This window comes from Virgibacillus siamensis (assembly GCF_039522605.1).
Taxonomy (GTDB): domain Bacteria; phylum Bacillota; class Bacilli; order Bacillales; family Amphibacillaceae; genus Lentibacillus; species Lentibacillus siamensis.
On the sequence record NZ_BAAADS010000001.1, the window covers coordinates 257906 to 274055 of the forward strand.

The 16150-nt window shown below is 39.1% G+C and carries 16 protein-coding genes and 1 pseudogene; 4 read left to right on the forward strand and 13 right to left on the reverse strand.

Annotated features, from left to right (window positions below; all coding sequences use genetic code 11):
• Positions 1 to 11: 11 nt before the first annotated feature.
• The 5 genes from ABD010_RS01300 to ABD010_RS01320 form a co-directional block, all read right to left on the reverse strand.
• The gene (locus ABD010_RS01300; protein WP_425542251.1) at positions 12 to 878 is read right to left on the reverse strand and encodes a carbohydrate ABC transporter permease; all 867 of its coding nucleotides are present in this window, start codon (positions 876 to 878) and stop codon (positions 12 to 14) included.
• 108 nt (positions 879 to 986) lie between these two features.
• A complete protein-coding gene (locus ABD010_RS01305; RefSeq protein WP_343809563.1) occupies positions 987 to 2285 on the reverse strand; it encodes an ABC transporter substrate-binding protein in 1299 nt (432 codons plus the stop codon).
• Between the two features lie 115 nt (positions 2286 to 2400).
• Complete coding sequence (nagZ, locus tag ABD010_RS01310) at positions 2401 to 3975, reverse strand: beta-N-acetylhexosaminidase (protein ID WP_343809565.1); 1575 nt, start codon at positions 3973 to 3975, stop codon at positions 2401 to 2403.
• A gap of 154 nt (positions 3976 to 4129) precedes the next feature.
• Positions 4130 to 4993, reverse strand: a complete 864-nt coding sequence (locus tag ABD010_RS01315) for a GNAT family N-acetyltransferase (RefSeq protein ID WP_343809567.1) — start codon at positions 4991 to 4993, stop codon at positions 4130 to 4132.
• Between the two features lie 204 nt (positions 4994 to 5197).
• Positions 5198 to 5659, reverse strand: coding sequence for a flavodoxin (locus ABD010_RS01320; RefSeq protein ID WP_343809570.1), 462 nt, complete (start codon positions 5657 to 5659; stop codon positions 5198 to 5200).
• 273 nt (positions 5660 to 5932) lie between these two features.
• Between ABD010_RS01320 and ABD010_RS01325 the strand changes: the two genes are divergently transcribed.
• The 4 genes from ABD010_RS01325 (at position 5933) to ABD010_RS01340 (ending at position 8945) form a co-directional block, all read left to right on the forward strand.
• On the forward strand, positions 5933 to 6094 hold the full coding sequence (locus ABD010_RS01325; RefSeq protein ID WP_343809571.1) for a hypothetical protein: 162 nt from the start codon (positions 5933 to 5935) through the stop codon (positions 6092 to 6094).
• Positions 6095 to 6286: 192 nt separating this feature from the next.
• Complete coding sequence (locus ABD010_RS01330) at positions 6287 to 8338, forward strand: thioredoxin domain-containing protein (protein ID WP_343809573.1); 2052 nt, start codon at positions 6287 to 6289, stop codon at positions 8336 to 8338.
• Between the two features lie 60 nt (positions 8339 to 8398).
• Positions 8399 to 8536: a hypothetical protein gene (locus ABD010_RS01335; protein WP_343809575.1), complete on the forward strand. Its 138-nt coding sequence runs from the start codon at positions 8399 to 8401 to the stop codon at positions 8534 to 8536.
• Positions 8537 to 8591: 55 nt separating this feature from the next.
• Positions 8592 to 8945: a hypothetical protein gene (locus tag ABD010_RS01340; protein ID WP_343809577.1), complete on the forward strand. Its 354-nt coding sequence runs from the start codon at positions 8592 to 8594 to the stop codon at positions 8943 to 8945.
• A gap of 248 nt (positions 8946 to 9193) precedes the next feature.
• Here ABD010_RS01340 and ABD010_RS01345 read toward each other — a convergent pair whose 3' ends face one another.
• The 8 genes and pseudogenes from ABD010_RS01345 to ABD010_RS01380 all read right to left on the reverse strand — a co-directional run bounded on the left by ABD010_RS01345 (position 9194) and on the right by ABD010_RS01380 (position 16129).
• Positions 9194 to 9433 (reverse strand): ferredoxin family protein, encoded by a 240-nt coding sequence (locus ABD010_RS01345; protein WP_343809579.1) that lies wholly within the window; start codon positions 9431 to 9433, stop codon positions 9194 to 9196.
• 145 nt (positions 9434 to 9578) lie between these two features.
• The gene (locus ABD010_RS01350; RefSeq protein WP_343809581.1) at positions 9579 to 9890 is read right to left on the reverse strand and encodes a CHY zinc finger protein; all 312 of its coding nucleotides are present in this window, start codon (positions 9888 to 9890) and stop codon (positions 9579 to 9581) included.
• 93 nt (positions 9891 to 9983) lie between these two features.
• On the reverse strand, positions 9984 to 11519 hold the full coding sequence (locus tag ABD010_RS01355; protein ID WP_343809583.1) for a hypothetical protein: 1536 nt from the start codon (positions 11517 to 11519) through the stop codon (positions 9984 to 9986).
• Positions 11516 to 11980 (reverse strand): DUF6114 domain-containing protein, encoded by a 465-nt coding sequence (locus tag ABD010_RS01360; protein ID WP_343809585.1) that lies wholly within the window; start codon positions 11978 to 11980, stop codon positions 11516 to 11518. The genes ABD010_RS01355 and ABD010_RS01360 overlap by 4 nt, the downstream gene beginning before the upstream one ends.
• A 25-nt stretch (positions 11981 to 12005) precedes the next feature.
• Positions 12006 to 12599, reverse strand: a complete 594-nt coding sequence (locus ABD010_RS01365) for a DUF6230 family protein (protein ID WP_343809587.1) — start codon at positions 12597 to 12599, stop codon at positions 12006 to 12008.
• A 322-nt stretch (positions 12600 to 12921) separates the two neighbouring features.
• The gene (locus ABD010_RS01370) at positions 12922 to 13998 is read right to left on the reverse strand and encodes an RNA-guided endonuclease InsQ/TnpB family protein (protein WP_343809589.1); all 1077 of its coding nucleotides are present in this window, start codon (positions 13996 to 13998) and stop codon (positions 12922 to 12924) included.
• A 5-nt stretch (positions 13999 to 14003) separates the two neighbouring features.
• A pseudogene (gene tnpA, locus ABD010_RS01375) lies at positions 14004 to 14401 on the reverse strand (IS200/IS605 family transposase).
• Between the two features lie 237 nt (positions 14402 to 14638).
• Entirely contained in the window at positions 14639 to 16129 is a 1491-nt protein-coding gene (locus ABD010_RS01380) for a Na+/H+ antiporter NhaC family protein (RefSeq protein ID WP_343809591.1), read from the reverse strand.
• Positions 16130 to 16150: the final 21 nt, after the last annotated feature.

Genomic DNA, 16150 nt, shown 5'->3' on the forward strand with positions numbered 1-16150 from the left:
GGATTTACCTCCTATGCAGTGTTATCCTTACCCATAAATTTAATATTGATAATTGAGAAAATAAGAGTCAGCAGAAATAATATTACACCTGCTGCACTGGCATATCCCATATTTAATCTGTCAAAAGCTTCGTTGTATATGTATAACACCAGTGTTTCTGAACTATGAAGCGGACCGCCGCCTGTCATAATATAAATCTCTTCAAATACCTTCATTGCAGCAATTGATGACATAATAGTAACAATCAAAACAAAAGGCATTAGCATAGGAATGGTGACCCTGGTTATTTTTTTCCACCAGTTCGCTCCATCAATTTCAGCAGCCTCATAAAGATCCTCGGGAATAGACTGCAAACCTGCCAGATAGATAATCATATAATAACCCAGTCCCTTCCAGACCGTCACAACCATAACTGCAAATATTGCTGTCTGCGTCGATGTTAACCAGTGTACAGGCTCATTAATGATATGTAATAAATCCAAAACATAATTCAACAATCCATTTTCTTTGTATACCCAGTCCCAGGCAATGCCAGCGACAACAAGGGAAGTAACAACCGGAATATAATAGGCGGAACGAAAGAACCCAATTCCTTTCAATTTCTGATTAACGAGAACCGCCAAAAATATAGGCAATATAACCAACGCCGGTACCACCCCAATAACATAAGTAAAGGTATTTATTAAGGTTTGCCAAAACAAATCATCATTGAAAAGCTTTTCATAATTACTGAATCCTATAAATTCTGCATCAGTTACCATATTATACTTGGTAAAACTCAACCAGATTGCTTGTAACATAGGATAAAATATAAATGCACCTAAAATAGTACACCCCGGAATTAAAAATAAATATGGTGTAAGCTTATTTGTTTTCAACTGTTTCACCCCATTCTTAAAGGAGATAATCATATACAGGTCTCTTGAATTGTTGTTAAAAAAGAATCAGGGGGAGTGAATCCCCCTTAAAAGTTCAACACAATAATTTTATTGACTCAATATTTCATTCCAGGCTTTTTCTGCTTGATCAAGTGCTTCCTGTGGACTTTTCTTACCAAGCATGGAAGCTGAAATAGCATCAAACATCGCTTGTCTCAGTTCATCATAATGATCCATTGGAGGAACTAATAATTCTGACTCATCCAATTGGGCAGCTGATTTAATTCTTACTAAGTCTTCTGGTTCAGGATTCTCCCCTGCATCAGTAAAGTATGGATCTTCCAAAGCTTTTTTAACTGACGGCAAAATAGGGACAAGCTTACAAAATTCCAACTGATTTTCTGCATTTGTTAAGAATAATGCAAATTTAATTGCTGCATCTTTGTTCTTCGTTTGTTTAGGAACAACAATATTTTGCACGCTGATTGTTTTCTTACCCGTCTTACCGGTGATTGCTTCTGAAGGTAGTGTGTTCTTATAGATATCCGGTGCATTTTCTTTAATCTGAGAAATAAACTGTGAACCCATGAAAGTAGCTACTTGACCACCCTGATACATATCGATTGTTGAACGTTGATCTCCTGTAAGAGCCTCCCTAGGGATCAAATCATTCTGATACAAATCTGTAAAATATTGAAAAGCATGTAATCCTTCTTGTGTATTGAACGCTGCTTTTGTTCCGTCTTCATTTGTTAATTTCGCACCCATTTTAACCATATGCTGTAGTACCAGGGATAGATCCATGGAAGGGAAATAGCCGTATTTTCCAGTTTCTTCTTTAACAACTTTTGCTACTCTCTTCGCTTCTTCATACGTCGAAGGAATATCTTTTTCGGGATCTAGTCCGGCTTCCTTGTATATTTTTGTGTTATTTAAAGTAACCTCTGTTGATAAATACCAAGGAATAGCAAACGTCGTACCATCAATTTGATTTGCCTTCCAAGCCCCATCCAGATACTTATTCCGATTTTCCTCAGGTACTGCTTCATCCATATTAACCAGTGCATCCAAATCAGCTAGTTGTGAAGCAAATGTTGGATTTAAATTAACGACATCAGGCGCAGTATTGGAACTTACTGCAGTTAAGATTTTTTGGCTAAGATCCGCCGCGGGAACATCCAGCCATTTAATTTTTATATCCGGATTTTTTTCTTCAAAGTCAGCTATTACCCCTTCAATGTAATCAGTGAAGGTTGGCTTTAACTGCATAGTCCAAAATTCAATTGTAACTTTTTCTGAATCACTTGAACCTTCAGCTTCTTCTCCGCCGCTTGAAGAATCACTGCAAGCAGACACAAAAACCATTGCAATAATCAATATTAAGCCTACTAAAAACCCTTTCTTCATTATCTAATTACCCCTCTCCTGAAAATATTAAGAACACGCAACCTTTCTCCACCCCCCTAAAAGTGGTAAATTTTATTATTAAATGGCTTTCTGCCATATTAATAATTTCTATTTATTATATCGTTACCGGAGATTTACCCACCGCCTGAACTTTTCCAGTAATTATTTCCATTACTGCCTGTATAGCGGTTTCAGTCGGATCGTACGTGGCAATTAATACCTGTGCTTTCGGGAATTCAGATAATATATACGGACTTTTTAATGAAATGAGTGCAGTAGTTTTCAATCTATCAATCAAATAATGAATTTTATTTATTAAATTATTATTCGCTCCAGTAGTATTAGTGAATATAACAGAAAAATCTGCATCACCATTCAACTTTTTCTCAAGTTCCTGATCAGTTTCACTGCCAGTAATCCTACCAGTTGAAATCCTGATATCCAGTGGAATATTTAATCTCTTTAAATCTATACAATCACTATTTTCCTCAGCAGGACTGCCGTTATTATCAAATACTGTTACACAATGAATATGTCCACTGTCTATAGGAAGCAATTTTTTTCCCTTCAAAACAGTTATACCACGTCGATAGACAGATCTAGCCAGTTTCCTATGTAATGAAAAGTCTTGTTCACTTAACTGATAACCACCGGAATTTTTATTTATGAAGTTCCAATTAATATACTTATCTTTTAATTTGTGAATTCTTTCTACTGCATTATCGATTACTTGAAGTTCAATTTCATTATGATTAACAGCATCTACTATTCTATCAATTACTCTTTTTTGTTCTGCATATGTGTGTGAAACAACAAGCAAATCAACACCAGCTTTAAGTGCATTTAAAGCACCTTCTGCTGTTCCGGTTGCAGATGAAATCGCATCCATTTCCAAACAATCAGTGATGACTACACCTCTGAAGCCAAATTTACCTCGAAGCAAATGATTGATTACATTTTTGGAAAGCGAGGCAGGTGTCGTTTGGTTCATGTCAATTGATCTGTAATGGACATGACTGATCATCACACTAGCAACGTTATTTTGTATTGCAGCGATAAAGGGAACCAGTTCAGTCTTCCGAACATTTTCCATCGAGTTATTAACTAAAGGAATACCAAGATGAGAATCTTGCGCTGTGTCACCGTGGCCTGGAAAATGTTTTGCGCTTGTAATAACATGCTGGGATTGATGACCTTTAATAAATTCGACACCATGAGAAGCTACAAAACTAGGATTCTCCCCAAATGACCGGACACCAATAACAGGGTTTTTTGGATTACTATTCACGTCCATTACCGGTGCCAAATTCATATTTATTCCGGCCGATTTTAATTCTTTTCCTGTTGTTTTACTTATTTCATAGGTAGTATTACAATCATCAACAGCCCCCAACACCATACTTCCGGGTAGCTTAGTAAATCCGTAATTAAGCCTCCTGACAATTCCATTTTCCTGATCCGTTGCTATTATTAGTGGACGGTAATGCCCACTTTGTTTAGCAGTTTCCTGCAATTTTCTTGTCAGCAATTTAACTTGTTCAGGCGTTTTTATATTTCTTGAAAATAAAATGACAGAGCCCACCATACAATTAGAAATCATATCAATTACTTCAGAATTTAATTTATCACCATGAAAACCTATCATCATTATTTGACCTATTTTTTTTCTTAAACTTGTGATTTCGCTCATAAAAACACCCCTAAACAATAAATAATCATAAGTATACATACTGTCACGCCAATAATGAAACCCCTTACAATAAAGGTCTGAACTTTAATAAGCACTGCAATGTAATAAAAGTATATTTAATTTTATTACATTAGTCAACAATATTTTTAAAATTTTATTTCAGATGTTTTATATAGGTGGAATAGCTCTTCCATTTGTCAAATCCAAGTTTTGCATAAAAAGCGGTTAAGCTAGTCCAATCAATTATAAATGTATCTATAGAACGCTTTTGCAGGAACGAAATTGCAGCTTTTACTATTTCGATACCGTAGCCTTTTTTCTGTTCATTGGGATCTATCCCAAGTGGGCCTATCCCTCCTACTTTCTGGTTAAACAATGGGTCCCAATAAACATTCTGAGCAATAAGTGGAGCATCCCTGTCATTGATACGGCAAAATCCAATAATTCTTTCACTCTTTTTTAACACGACGAACCCCCTTCCGCTCCCCCCTGACTCGAAATATTTGAACGCTTCATATTCCCATCTCCCCGGGAAACATTCTTTCAAAAAGGATAATAGATCTTCCTTCTCATCATTTTGCAAAAGTGAAAAATGGACATCTTTGTTTACATTAAAGGAAATACTATATAGTGTTGAGGGATGATTTATTAAATCAAATTCTATACCTGTTTTGGAATAACCTTTTGAGGTAAACCATTTCTCCAAATCACTGCTTGATTGTGGAATTCCAGGAAAGTAGTGCCAGGGGTCTCCGCCCAACCTGATTCGATGCGCATTATTTTGTTTAAGTTCATTTTCAGCGATTGACAACAATGCGGTTCCAATTCCTTTCAATCTATAGGTTTTATCCACAAGTATTGTTTGAATCCAACCTAAATTTTCATCCATGTTTTCTACCAGCTTTTCCTGCAAAACTTTTGCAACAATAAATCCAATAACGTCATTATTATGATCTAGCACAATTCCAGATCCTCTATTACATACATTAATATCATCAAAACTGTTTTGTTTAAACAACTCCTTTCTCATCGGAAAATTGCTGCCTATTTCCTTATTCCAAAGTTCAACAATTTCATCTATCCATTCCTCGCTCCATGGAATCAATCTCATTAACAGTTCCCCCTTTAAACAATATTTTTATATATCAATAGACTAATGTCCTTTTAACGAAAAAACCAGACAGTATGCTATAAGTCTGGCCGAATTTATCATATGGATAATCTAATCATGTCCATTTTCAATCATGTCACAAAACACATCAGCATACTTCTGACAACGGGCAACATCATCCTGATCAGGTTCCATGTCCACGATCAGACGCTCGGGCAAAAGATTCGCACCCTTTTTCTCGAACCTGTCACCCAGCAAGTTTGCCGCGCCGCCGAATGAATCATAGAAGGAGTCTCCTGAGCCGAACACGCCGATAATTTTTCCGGTAATATCCACATCATCCAATTCATCATAAAAGTCTTCCACTTCGTATGGCAATTCGCCGTCATCCCATGAATACGTTCCAATAAGAATACCTTCATAGTCTAATAATTCCTTTACATCTATTGCATCCAAATCGAAAGTTTTCGTTTCTACCTCATGCTCCCTGGCTTCGATTACATCCGTTATAATCTCGGCCATCATTTCCGTATTACCGGTCATGCTAGCAAACAGCATCAGTACTTTTCCCACATCAACCAACCTCGATTCCAATCTATTTAAGTTGATTATATGTTAATTGAGAATAGTTTTCCATTGCAATTCCTCAGGTACGGGATAGGAAGCTGATGGCGTACGCTTATAGCAATAAACAGAAAGGATAAATCATTATGATAGCATAATACACTGTATCAAGTGGCTAATATTTCTAGTTAGTTTACAATTACATTACAGATAGCTCTTCTTTGTTTAATATTTCTGAAATTTTGTTATACTTAGGACATTATTACTATAGGAGGGAGCTTAATGAATCCGGTCATCCTTCATAAAAAAATGTCTCACGAGTTCCAAAATAAACTGAATAGACGTCTTACTAAACAAGAGGATGAGTTCCTGGAGTGGATGGTGAATCAAAAATTCAGAGAGGAAGACAACCGGAGAAATGAGCAACATCTCTACCAAAGCTAACTTATAATGTAATGTTCAAAGTCAAAAGAATAGATGCTCCTATTTCGCAGGAGCATCTTAACTGGTCAGATTGGCTTTTGACCATATTTATGGAGTAAATGCCTGCCAACTATCTGCAAGGTGTAATTTGAATTATATTTATTTAATCAGTTAGACTAAGACTAAATCTGCCCAGAGAAAGAAGTTGATACCATGTCTAAAGAGCAAAGTAATGTCAATAAATTGATTAACGAAAAAAGTCCATACCTCCTGCAGCATGCTTATAACCCCGTTAATTGGTATCCATGGGGTGAAGAAGCTTTTGCAAAAGCAGAAGCTGAAGACAAGCCGATTTTTCTTTCCATCGGATATTCGACGTGCCATTGGTGTCACGTACTTGCACATGAATCGTTTGAAGATAAGGAAGTGGCCAGCTATCTGAATGAGCATTATATCTGCATTAAAGTGGACCGGGAAGAGCGGCCTGACATTGATTCAGTCTATATGAAAGTTTGCCAGATGATGACCGGACAGGGTGGCTGGCCATTGTCGATTTTCATGACCCCTGATAAAATACCGTTCTATGCCGGCACCTATTTTCCACGCAAAAGCAAATATGGAATGCCCGGCATCATGGATGTTTTGACACAACTGTACCAAAAATACAAACAGGATCCGGATCAAATTGACAAGGTAACCAAAAGTGTGACAGACGCACTCGAACAAACGGTCTCTGAACGAAATAAAAATCGGCTGACAAAAGAAATCACGGATGAGGCGGCAAAACAACTTGGCAAGCGGTTTGATTTTTCAAATGGCGGATTTGGCTCAGCACCAAAATTCCCGGCTCCGCAAAACTTGTTGTATTTATTGCGGTACCATCACTACACTGGAAAAACCGCCGCACTTAAAATGGTTGAAAACACATTAAAAAACATGGCAGCAGGCGGAATTTATGATCACATCGGATTTGGTTTTGCCCGTTATTCGACGGATGAAAAATGGCTTGTCCCCCACTTTGAAAAAATGCTGTACGACAATGCATTGCTTTTAATCGCATATACCGAGTGTTATCAAGTTACAAAAAATCCCTTCTATAAACGAATCAGTGAGCAGATTATCACATTTGTCATGCGCGAGATGCGTAATCAGAAAGGCACTTTTTACTCAGCGATTGATGCGGATTCAGAAGGTGTTGAAGGAAGATATTATGTGTGGGATTTCAATGAGGTCATCGACATTTTGGGTGAAGAAGCAGGCAAACTGTTTACAGCTGCTTATGATATTACACCTGAAGGAAATTTTGACGGAAAAAATGTTCCGAATTTGTCCCATACCTCACTCACGTCCATCGCTGCCGATAACAATTTGGAAACAAAACAGCTGATGGAATCCCTTGAGGACTCACGCGCTAAATTGCTTCACGTGCGAGAGCAACGCATATACCCGCATGTCGATGATAAAGTCTTAACATCATGGAACGCCATGATGATTACTGCCATGGCCAAAGCGGGAAAGGTGTTTGATACGCCGGAATATGTTGAAACAGCAGAAAAAGCAGTCCAGTTTATTGAACAGCATCTCATTCAAGACGGACGAATGAAGGCACGATACCGGGACGGCGAAGTAAAATTCAATGCCTATCTTGATGATTATGCATTTCTCACTTGGGCCTACATCGAGTTGTATGAAGCCACTTTTTCGACTGATTATCTAAAAAAAGCCCGGGAAACTGCTGATGCTATGCTAAATCTTTTCTGGGACGATGTACAGGGCGGATTCTTTTTCAATGGCGAGGACAGTGAACAGCTTCTCACCAGGGAAAAAGAAATATTTGATGGTGCACTGCCATCCGGAAACAGTGTTGCAGCCAACTGTTTAACGCGGCTTGGTCATCTAACCGGTGAAACCATTTATTTTGATAAATTGGAAGACATGTCACACGCCTTTTATGATGATGTTTCATCAACTGTCGCGGCTGGTACTCACTTTATCCAAAGCGTACTAATATCAGAATACCCATCGAAAGAAGTTGTAGTACTTGGTGACGAAAATGAACTTACAAATCAATTACAGCAGAATTTCACCCCTGACATCAGTTTATTAGTCAGTGATAATCCGGAAACTTTGTCCGATGCAGCACATTTTGCATCGGAGTACCGGAAAGTTGATAACAAGACAAGCATTTATATTTGCGAAAACTTTACATGCCATCAACCGGTAACGGATATTGACAAAGCCTGGGAACGAATCAGGAAAAAGTAAATCAAGTTCGTTTTGATATGCTATAATAAAGGCGAGCTGTTAAATTGGGGTGACTTGATAATGAAAATAAAAATGAACGTACAGACTGCCTTTCATGGAGATTTGCTTCGGGCAGGCAAAATCTATGAAATTGACGAAGATACGGCCAAACGCTGGCTTGCCAGCAAAATAGCAGTCCGTGCCGAAGATAATGAATAATCTGGCTTTTATTCCCCTATAAGGATAATGGTATCGAAGGGGATGGGATGGGAAAATGAGCAATGATAGATTAGCACACATGGAAGATATGCTTTCGCAACTGATAACGATGGTTGGTGGGATCCGAACCGAACAATCTGAAATGAAAAAGGACTTTGTTGAAATGAAGCAGGAGCAAACTTCCATGAAACAGGATATGTATGAAATAAAGACTGATCTTGCTGATGTCAAGCAGGAGCAGGCATCCATGAAACAGGACATGACCAAAATGAAATCAATCGCCGACAAACGTCACAGAGAAATCATGGACCAATTTAAGATTTTACGTGTCGATCAGGATTACATTTGGAATAAATTTGTTGAAAATGAGCGCGCAATCAATCAATTAAAATATCACATTTCCAATTAATTAGCCTCGTGCATTACTTCAAAAAAACAAATCAGCACACAAATAGCCCTCGCGTTTTATCTCTCAAAAAGACTTCGCAAGGGCTTATTTATTGTCCAAGAAATTATAAAATTTTGTACATACGGATAATTCATTTACTCATAATTGGCCACGTCGAGCTCCAGCGACTAGCAAAGAACTTGGTGGGACGAGCATTTAGCGTAGTCTCAAACTTCAGGCTTCCGTTTTTGCTCTTCAGACATCGGTCTTCATCTATTTTTAAAGAATTCCTCAGCCTGTTCGAGGTATGTTTCCTGGTCTGGACTCAGGTCATATTCTTCAACGATTGCCTCTACCGGGCATACTGCTTTGCAGGCGCCACAGTCGATACAGACATCGGGGTCTATGTAAAATTGTTCCGTTCCCTCTTCAATGCAGTCAACCGGACAAACTGTTAAGCACTCTGCAGATTTCTCCTGGCGGCAGGGATCCAATATTACAAACGCCATCTATCGTACCCTCCTTTATTCACATCAACACAATTAAATGATACAAACTGCATTCAATGCAAGTAAACTGCTCATATATGACGTTTCTTTTTTTGAAAAACCTGATACATAGCCCGCGTTTCCATTATACATTAAGGAAAGCTTCTTATCTGCTAAAATAAAGATGATAATGGATGGAGCACCCAGGGTTAAACGATGCATGACAGTTCGGACAGCTGTAACCGCCATTCAGGTAGTCATCGATCGTCAGTTCATATTTACATTTTCCACAGAGAATCGCCTTCTCCGCAAATTTAGCTTTCGGCCAAACTTTATGTTGACCGCATCCGTATTCAGCATGGCATTTATAACATGAATAATATTCCTTGCAACAATAAAATTTTATAGCGATGATGTCATTCTCTTCGTGATAATGACGGCATCGTGTTTCATTATCAGTCGCACCCGTTACTTTCAATCACTACACCTCTTTTCATCTAATCGTATCAGTCTATTTTAAAATAGCAAAAACGGCCGATTATAGCGAACCGGCCGTTTTTGCACAACATTTTTACAATAATCCGCCTGTCAAAAGGTCTGTTAACGTATCGGTAAGATCTTCAACAGGACTGTTTCCACCCGGTTTCCCTTCCTTTTTATCATCACGTGAACCGGAATCTTTCGTTGAATCGCTTTCTTTTGTCTCCTTACTGGAATCCGGGCGCTTGTTTTTGCTTGTTGTTTTCCCAGAATTACCAGCAGGATCAGTTTGTGAGTTGGAATTATCGGATGTGCTGCTTTTCGAATCCGTGTCTTTTTTCGTCTGCTGATTCTTTTCTTTATCAGCCGGTTGACTGCTGTCTTTGGTTGCTTTTTGGCTGCTCGTGGAATCCATTACTTCCAGTTTTTCCTCCAACGTAGATTTAATGTCGGCAATATTTTTTGTGATTGTTTTGGATTTGGAAGTTACCGATTTCTTTTTTTCTTTTAATTGCGCAGCATTTTCTTTTGTCAGCTTTAGTTCCTTTTTCAACGATTTAAGCTCTTTTTTCAGCTTATCGATTGCCGGTTTTGGAGTCTGCTTGTTGTCGCCATCAAATAATAAACGGTTGCTTTCAGCTTGCATCTTATCCAGCAGTTTTGCATAAATTGCCGCCTGTTCACTCTTTTTCAAGATTTTTGCGTAGTCATTTTCGATTAACTTTCTGAGCATTTCTTTCTTCGACTTTATTTCCTGCTCAAGGTCCTGAACCTTTCCGGCAGCTTCATGAAGTAATGACGTGAAAGTTTTGGACTGTTGATTAAACAACTTAACGTCATTTTCCAACTTCTCAATCAAATCAATTACTTTTTTTGGTGGCTTCGATCGTTCCGAAAAATCTTTCTTCAGAATCTCACGAATTGATTCGGTCAATTTAGTCAGCTTCTCTGCTGAGCGATTTTTTTCTATCTCTTCATATGATGCCTCCGCTTTATTCAGGGTTTTACTCGCTTTCTCAAGCGCTTGTTTATCCTGTTTAATCCCTTCATTCAGACTTGAAACTTTCTTTTCCTGCTCATTCTTCTTGTTAAGCAGGTTTTTTATCTCTTCTTTCGATAACGGGTTATATTCCGGAACACCGTCACAATCACTCACATAACAGGCCTTTATCGTTGTATCCGGCAATGAAATGTCGGCAACCGTTTGTTTGGTGACCTTCATGACTACATCTTTCAAACATAACCAGCCCACTTTGCCGGGTGCACAAACCCCGCCGATTCCAGGTAACGAATTATTTACCGTCTCCGCATACAAGTTTTCCACTTTTACCGGACCCGGTGATGTTATTTTTACCATCATCGGCTCCTGCCCAGACCCGGTATTCAAAACCTTGGTAATCGTCAGCCCGTGAATAACCCCTTCCTTAATTCGGACTTCCCCGTTCAAAGTTCCAAGCAGCCCTATTTGGCCATCCACTTTTTCACTTTTAATCGTAAATCCTTTAATCTTTTCGGTTGAATTGCTTTTGTCGGCATGAACTGTATTCAGTTGAATCGGTGACACTGTAATCAGCAAAATAATCAAACTGAGAAAAATACTCTTTTTCAAAAACTGCTTACAAGTCATATTCGCGCCACTTTCGCATGTTGTTTCTCCCGATTCCTATTGTCCGCGGGTTCCTTTGACAATGTGATTTCTTGTTTCTGCCATGCGATGGAAAGGGATCCACCGATGATTCCCAGTATCGTGCCGATGATAAATCCCCCAAGCGCCCCCATGACAGACAATACAGATAAGAATATTGCCACAATACCAAACACGGTAGAGAACTGAGGATAGATGTAATCCAGAATTCCCATAATGATCATCAGGCCGCCGAATAAAAAACCGATAAAGACGAAACTTCCCGGGACAAATGCAATGGCAAACAACTGAATCGGAATATACAGGATGAGCATTCCAGCAAGCACCATCAGCGTTGCTCCCCAGAATGGTCTTCTGTTCCGCCACTGTTTAAATTTACCTCCCTCGGCTATTTTTCGGTATTTGTGTTGTTTTTTAATGGATTTCGCTTCTTTTCGATTCATTGCGCTCACCTCCTGTTATGAGCATTTACAGTTCCGTACGTTTTGGTTCGTCAATCTTCTCAATGTAAATCTTTGTATCTGCCAGGCTTACCGCACTTTGAAACAGATAGTCAGTTACGAGCGTGGCATCTTTAATCGTTATCGTTTTGGCATTCTGTGTCCAATTTTTCGTAAAGTCTTCCGTGTTCTGCTCCTTGATTGCAAGATTGTCAAAACTCAGATCAGCATCGATCAGCCGGGCGTCCTGGATTAACCCGCTGATTTTCGTCGGACCATTTGCTTCAATATGAATTCGAATCCATTGTCCGGTTGGCAGTTTTATATCTTTGAAAATATGCAAGTTATTAATCGTAACGTTATCAATCTTATTGCGAATCATTGGCTCCGCGTCCGAATTACCGGTTTCGCCAATATGCGGCAGCAGTTTGAATCCTTTTCCCTCCAATTTGTCAAACTTTACATAAAAATCGCCAATTCCACCCAGCGGTACCGCTAAGGCAGTTCCTGTAAAACCAAAAACTGATATGAGTCCGCCAAGCGCTAGAAAACCGGCAGCAAAAGCGATAAAAAACTTCTTTTTCCACGTTTTCCCTACTGTAACCTTCCTTTCATTCCCCACATTCCTCACTCCTTTATAATTGATAGCGCTTCCAAAAATGAATAACCATTCATTTATCTTCCATTCTATTATATAACAGTTTTTATCCCACGTTAATATGAGATATGTATGATATTTTGTAAATGACCGACTATTTACCTAATTAAAATCTATGACTTTTGATTTATTGAGACTCCCACGGCTAAAGCCGCGAGCCCTACACCTTTACGGTATAACGGGTGGGATTCTTGAATGACTAAACGTCCGCAATTCATTTCTGCTTTGGACAGCCTTCAAGATGAGGGTATCTCATTACCCCTCCTAAGACAGTGCATATAGCATCTTAGGCTGGCTGACTGTTACCATCAGCCACAGGTGCATATCGAATATTCATAGCACCAACTACATCACGATGTTTTTCAAATCCACACGTACATTTATAATTGCGGTCTTGGACTTTATTCCTTTCCAAGCATTTAGGACACGCTTGACTGGTGTATGCTGGATTCACGTATTCCACTTCAATACCTTCTAAATTGGCTTTGTATTCAATGAATTGGGCTAGGCGATAGAAGGACCATGTATGTAGATTCTTTTCGTTTTTACGACTGGTTCTTGTCGTCTGTCTAATGTTCGCTAATCGTTCTAAGCGAATAACAGAAATTGCATTTTCTTTAGCAAAATTAACAATGGCACGGCTAATTTTGTGATCCTGATTTTTCATATATCGCTGCTCTTTATCGTCAAGATTGCGAATGGCGTACAATTTCTTTGATTTTCCCAACCTTTTGCGTTTGGATTGGGATTTACGCCTGATATATTTGTTCTGTCTCCCATTTCCAAAGAAACGTGTTTTTCCATCATCTGTTACGGCAACAGCAGGAACTTTCAGACCTAAATCCACCCCCATTATCTTACTTCCTGTTTTTTCACTTGTGGGAATCGTTACAGAAATTTGGGCCATCCATTTCCCTGACTTTTGGGTGATGCGCAGCGTTCCTAATTTATGTTTCAGCAAATCGTCATTCCGATGACCTTTATCGACGAACAATGCACGAATAGGCGTTTTCTTTACTTTACCTTCCATCATAATTGGCATGGAAATGTGTTTAGAATTAAGCGAATAATTTTGATTGTTCCATATGCAGACTGGTTTCTTAAGTACAGGAACAACTGTATATTTACGCTTTTTCGCTTTCTTAAATACGCTTTTCGCATCTTTAATGGCCTGATTTTTAACTGCACTTGGCAATGAAACAGCGATATCTTTACTTGATTTCCTGGTGCTTTTCTTTTCAGCAACCATTTCAGATACAAGTGTATTGATGGCAGCGATATACGTTCGACTCATTTCACGCAAAATAGAGGCCTGTTCATGTGTAGGAAGCAATTTTACTTTAACGGTGATTGTTTGGGACATCTGTTTCACCCCCTTGTTTTTTGTTGTTCAACATAATGTTTAATAGTTTCACTGGATACATTTCCTGCGGTGGATACAAAATAGAAACGTGTCCATAAACTGGGCAAATGGTTACGGTGAGAAAATTCCTCTCTTAATCGTTTAGAAGTCACTCCTTTCATTTTTGCCATGATAGTAGCAGGACTGAGCGTCGGCAGTGCATTAAGAAACATATGTGTATGGTCTTTATCACACTCTAAAGCAACTAGGACGATTTCGAATTCTTGACATGTTTCTTGTACTATTTCTTAAAGCGTTTTTCGACATCAGCACGAAGAAATATTTTCCTTCTGTATCGAGGACAAAAAACAAAATGATAGTTAATGAATGATACGGTTGTTTTTGTACGTCTGTATTCATTCATATTATACTATATTTTATCCGTTTAACTTATAAACAACAACTATATAACAAAGGAGAGTGGATCATTCGGATACACCACAAACCTCTCGATTTTAGTGGTACTCCGTATCCGACCTCACTTTCATCCCACACCTAAAGGAATGGGCTTTCTCGTTCGGGAAATCTGTAACAACATAAAAGGCAGAGAACGAATAAGCCGTTCTCTGCCAATTTGTGTTTTTCTGTATGATATTCTGTATCAGTCTTTCGGGCGTTCTTTTAATTCTTCACCATTTTTACCCTGATAGCGAAGCCCCCAACCGGTTAATGCTGCAATCAGCATCACGATGAATAGGAACCAGCCGTGAAAAACAAATGGAAAAACTGCTGTCGGCTCTACAATTGGCAGCCAGTTATACGTTTCCTTCATTGTTTTAATCGTTGACCAGCCAAGCAATACTGGTGCCCCCCAAGGGAAAATATATCCCAGTGATGAGGTAACCGCATCAAGCATGTTTGCCAGGCGGTACTTGTGAATTTTATATTTCGATCCAATTTCCTTTACAAATGGTGCTGCCGCAATTTCTGCTGCGGTATTAATTGTAATGGAACTATTCAATATCGCAACAATACCCCAGATGGCAAATTCCGCTTTACGGACTGAATTTTTAATCCAATTAACCAAACTTTTCGTAATGGCATCCATTGTTCCGCCTAATTTTAACAAGTGAGCTGATGCCACGATTAACAAAATAAGAATGGCCATATTAAAATATCCGGTAAGTCCTTCTATCAGTGCTCCTTGAATCACCGTGTCTGAGTCAGGATTAAAGCTTAATAAATCGCCCAATTCTTTACCACTAATTCCAAATTGATGCATAATGAATATTAGTGGAATAGTTGAAATAATACCCCAGGTTAATGATGTAAGCAAATGCTGTCCCGATAGTGCCAATATAAGTACAATCGCAAATGGTATCAACATAATAAGTCCGCTTGGGTTAACGGATTCAATCATAGAATTCATTGCTCCCTGATCAGTACTAACATTTCCGCCGCCACCAAAGATTGCGAACAGAATTACAGCCGGAACTGCCGCGACTACTGCATATTTAAAACGGCTGCGTACAACACCCGGCACATCAGCATCCTGCGTTGTTGCTGAAACGATTGTCGTATCTGAAACCGGTGCCAAATTATCACCGAAAACAGCACCTGCTAAAATAGCTGCAAACATAAATACCGGATCTGCTCCAACAGCCACCCCTGCAGGATACATCAATGTACAGAACGCCACTGTTGTTCCATACCCTGTACCTACTGCAGTAGAAAAAGTTGCTGCCAGTAAGAACGTCAACGCTACAAAAAGGCCGCCGGTAACACCGGTAATCGCACCAATCCAGACCAGCCCTTCAACAAGCCCGCCAACTTGCAAGACTTGCGCAAACATACCTGCGTAAAACCAGGCAACCATCGCAATAACTCCGACAGGCTGAGCAAGTCCATCAAACAAGGCCTGTGCGTAGTCCTCCCATTTACTTTTACACAGAAGCAAGCCAATTGTAATCCCAATGATGGCACCCATTACCAGCCCTACCTCGGATGAAAGCTGGAGCACACTGATTGTGATGGCGTAAACGACAAAAAATAATAGCGGTACAGCCGCTCCAAATGCGCCAAGCCTGAATTGCAGGGAGTTAATAGATCTTTCTCCTATTGCTTTTTCCAGTTCTTCATTTTTTGTTGACATTGTTTCCCCCCTAAGTATGTA

Excerpts from the sequence above, each read along its gene's own strand:
- ABD010_RS01305 (WP_343809563.1), bottom strand. The coding sequence starts at position 2,285 with ATGAAGAAAGGGTTTTTAGTAGGCTTAATATTGATTATTGCAATGGTT.
- nagZ (WP_343809565.1), bottom strand. The coding sequence starts at position 3,975 with ATGAGCGAAATCACAAGTTTAAGAAAAAAAATAGGTCAAATAATGATG.
- ABD010_RS01325 (WP_343809571.1), top strand. The coding sequence starts at position 5,933 with ATGAATCCGGTCATCCTTCATAAAAAAATGTCTCACGAGTTCCAAAAT.
- ABD010_RS01330 (WP_343809573.1), top strand. The coding sequence starts at position 6,287 with ATGTCTAAAGAGCAAAGTAATGTCAATAAATTGATTAACGAAAAAAGT.
- ABD010_RS01335 (WP_343809575.1), top strand. The coding sequence starts at position 8,399 with ATGAAAATAAAAATGAACGTACAGACTGCCTTTCATGGAGATTTGCTT.
- ABD010_RS01340 (WP_343809577.1), top strand. The coding sequence starts at position 8,592 with ATGAGCAATGATAGATTAGCACACATGGAAGATATGCTTTCGCAACTG.
- ABD010_RS01345 (WP_343809579.1), bottom strand. The coding sequence starts at position 9,433 with ATGGCGTTTGTAATATTGGATCCCTGCCGCCAGGAGAAATCTGCAGAG.
- ABD010_RS01355 (WP_343809583.1), bottom strand. The coding sequence starts at position 11,519 with ATGACTTGTAAGCAGTTTTTGAAAAAGAGTATTTTTCTCAGTTTGATT.
- ABD010_RS01360 (WP_343809585.1), bottom strand. The coding sequence starts at position 11,980 with ATGAATCGAAAAGAAGCGAAATCCATTAAAAAACAACACAAATACCGA.
- ABD010_RS01370 (WP_343809589.1), bottom strand. The coding sequence starts at position 13,998 with ATGTCCCAAACAATCACCGTTAAAGTAAAATTGCTTCCTACACATGAA.
- ABD010_RS01380 (WP_343809591.1), bottom strand. The coding sequence starts at position 16,129 with ATGTCAACAAAAAATGAAGAACTGGAAAAAGCAATAGGAGAAAGATCT.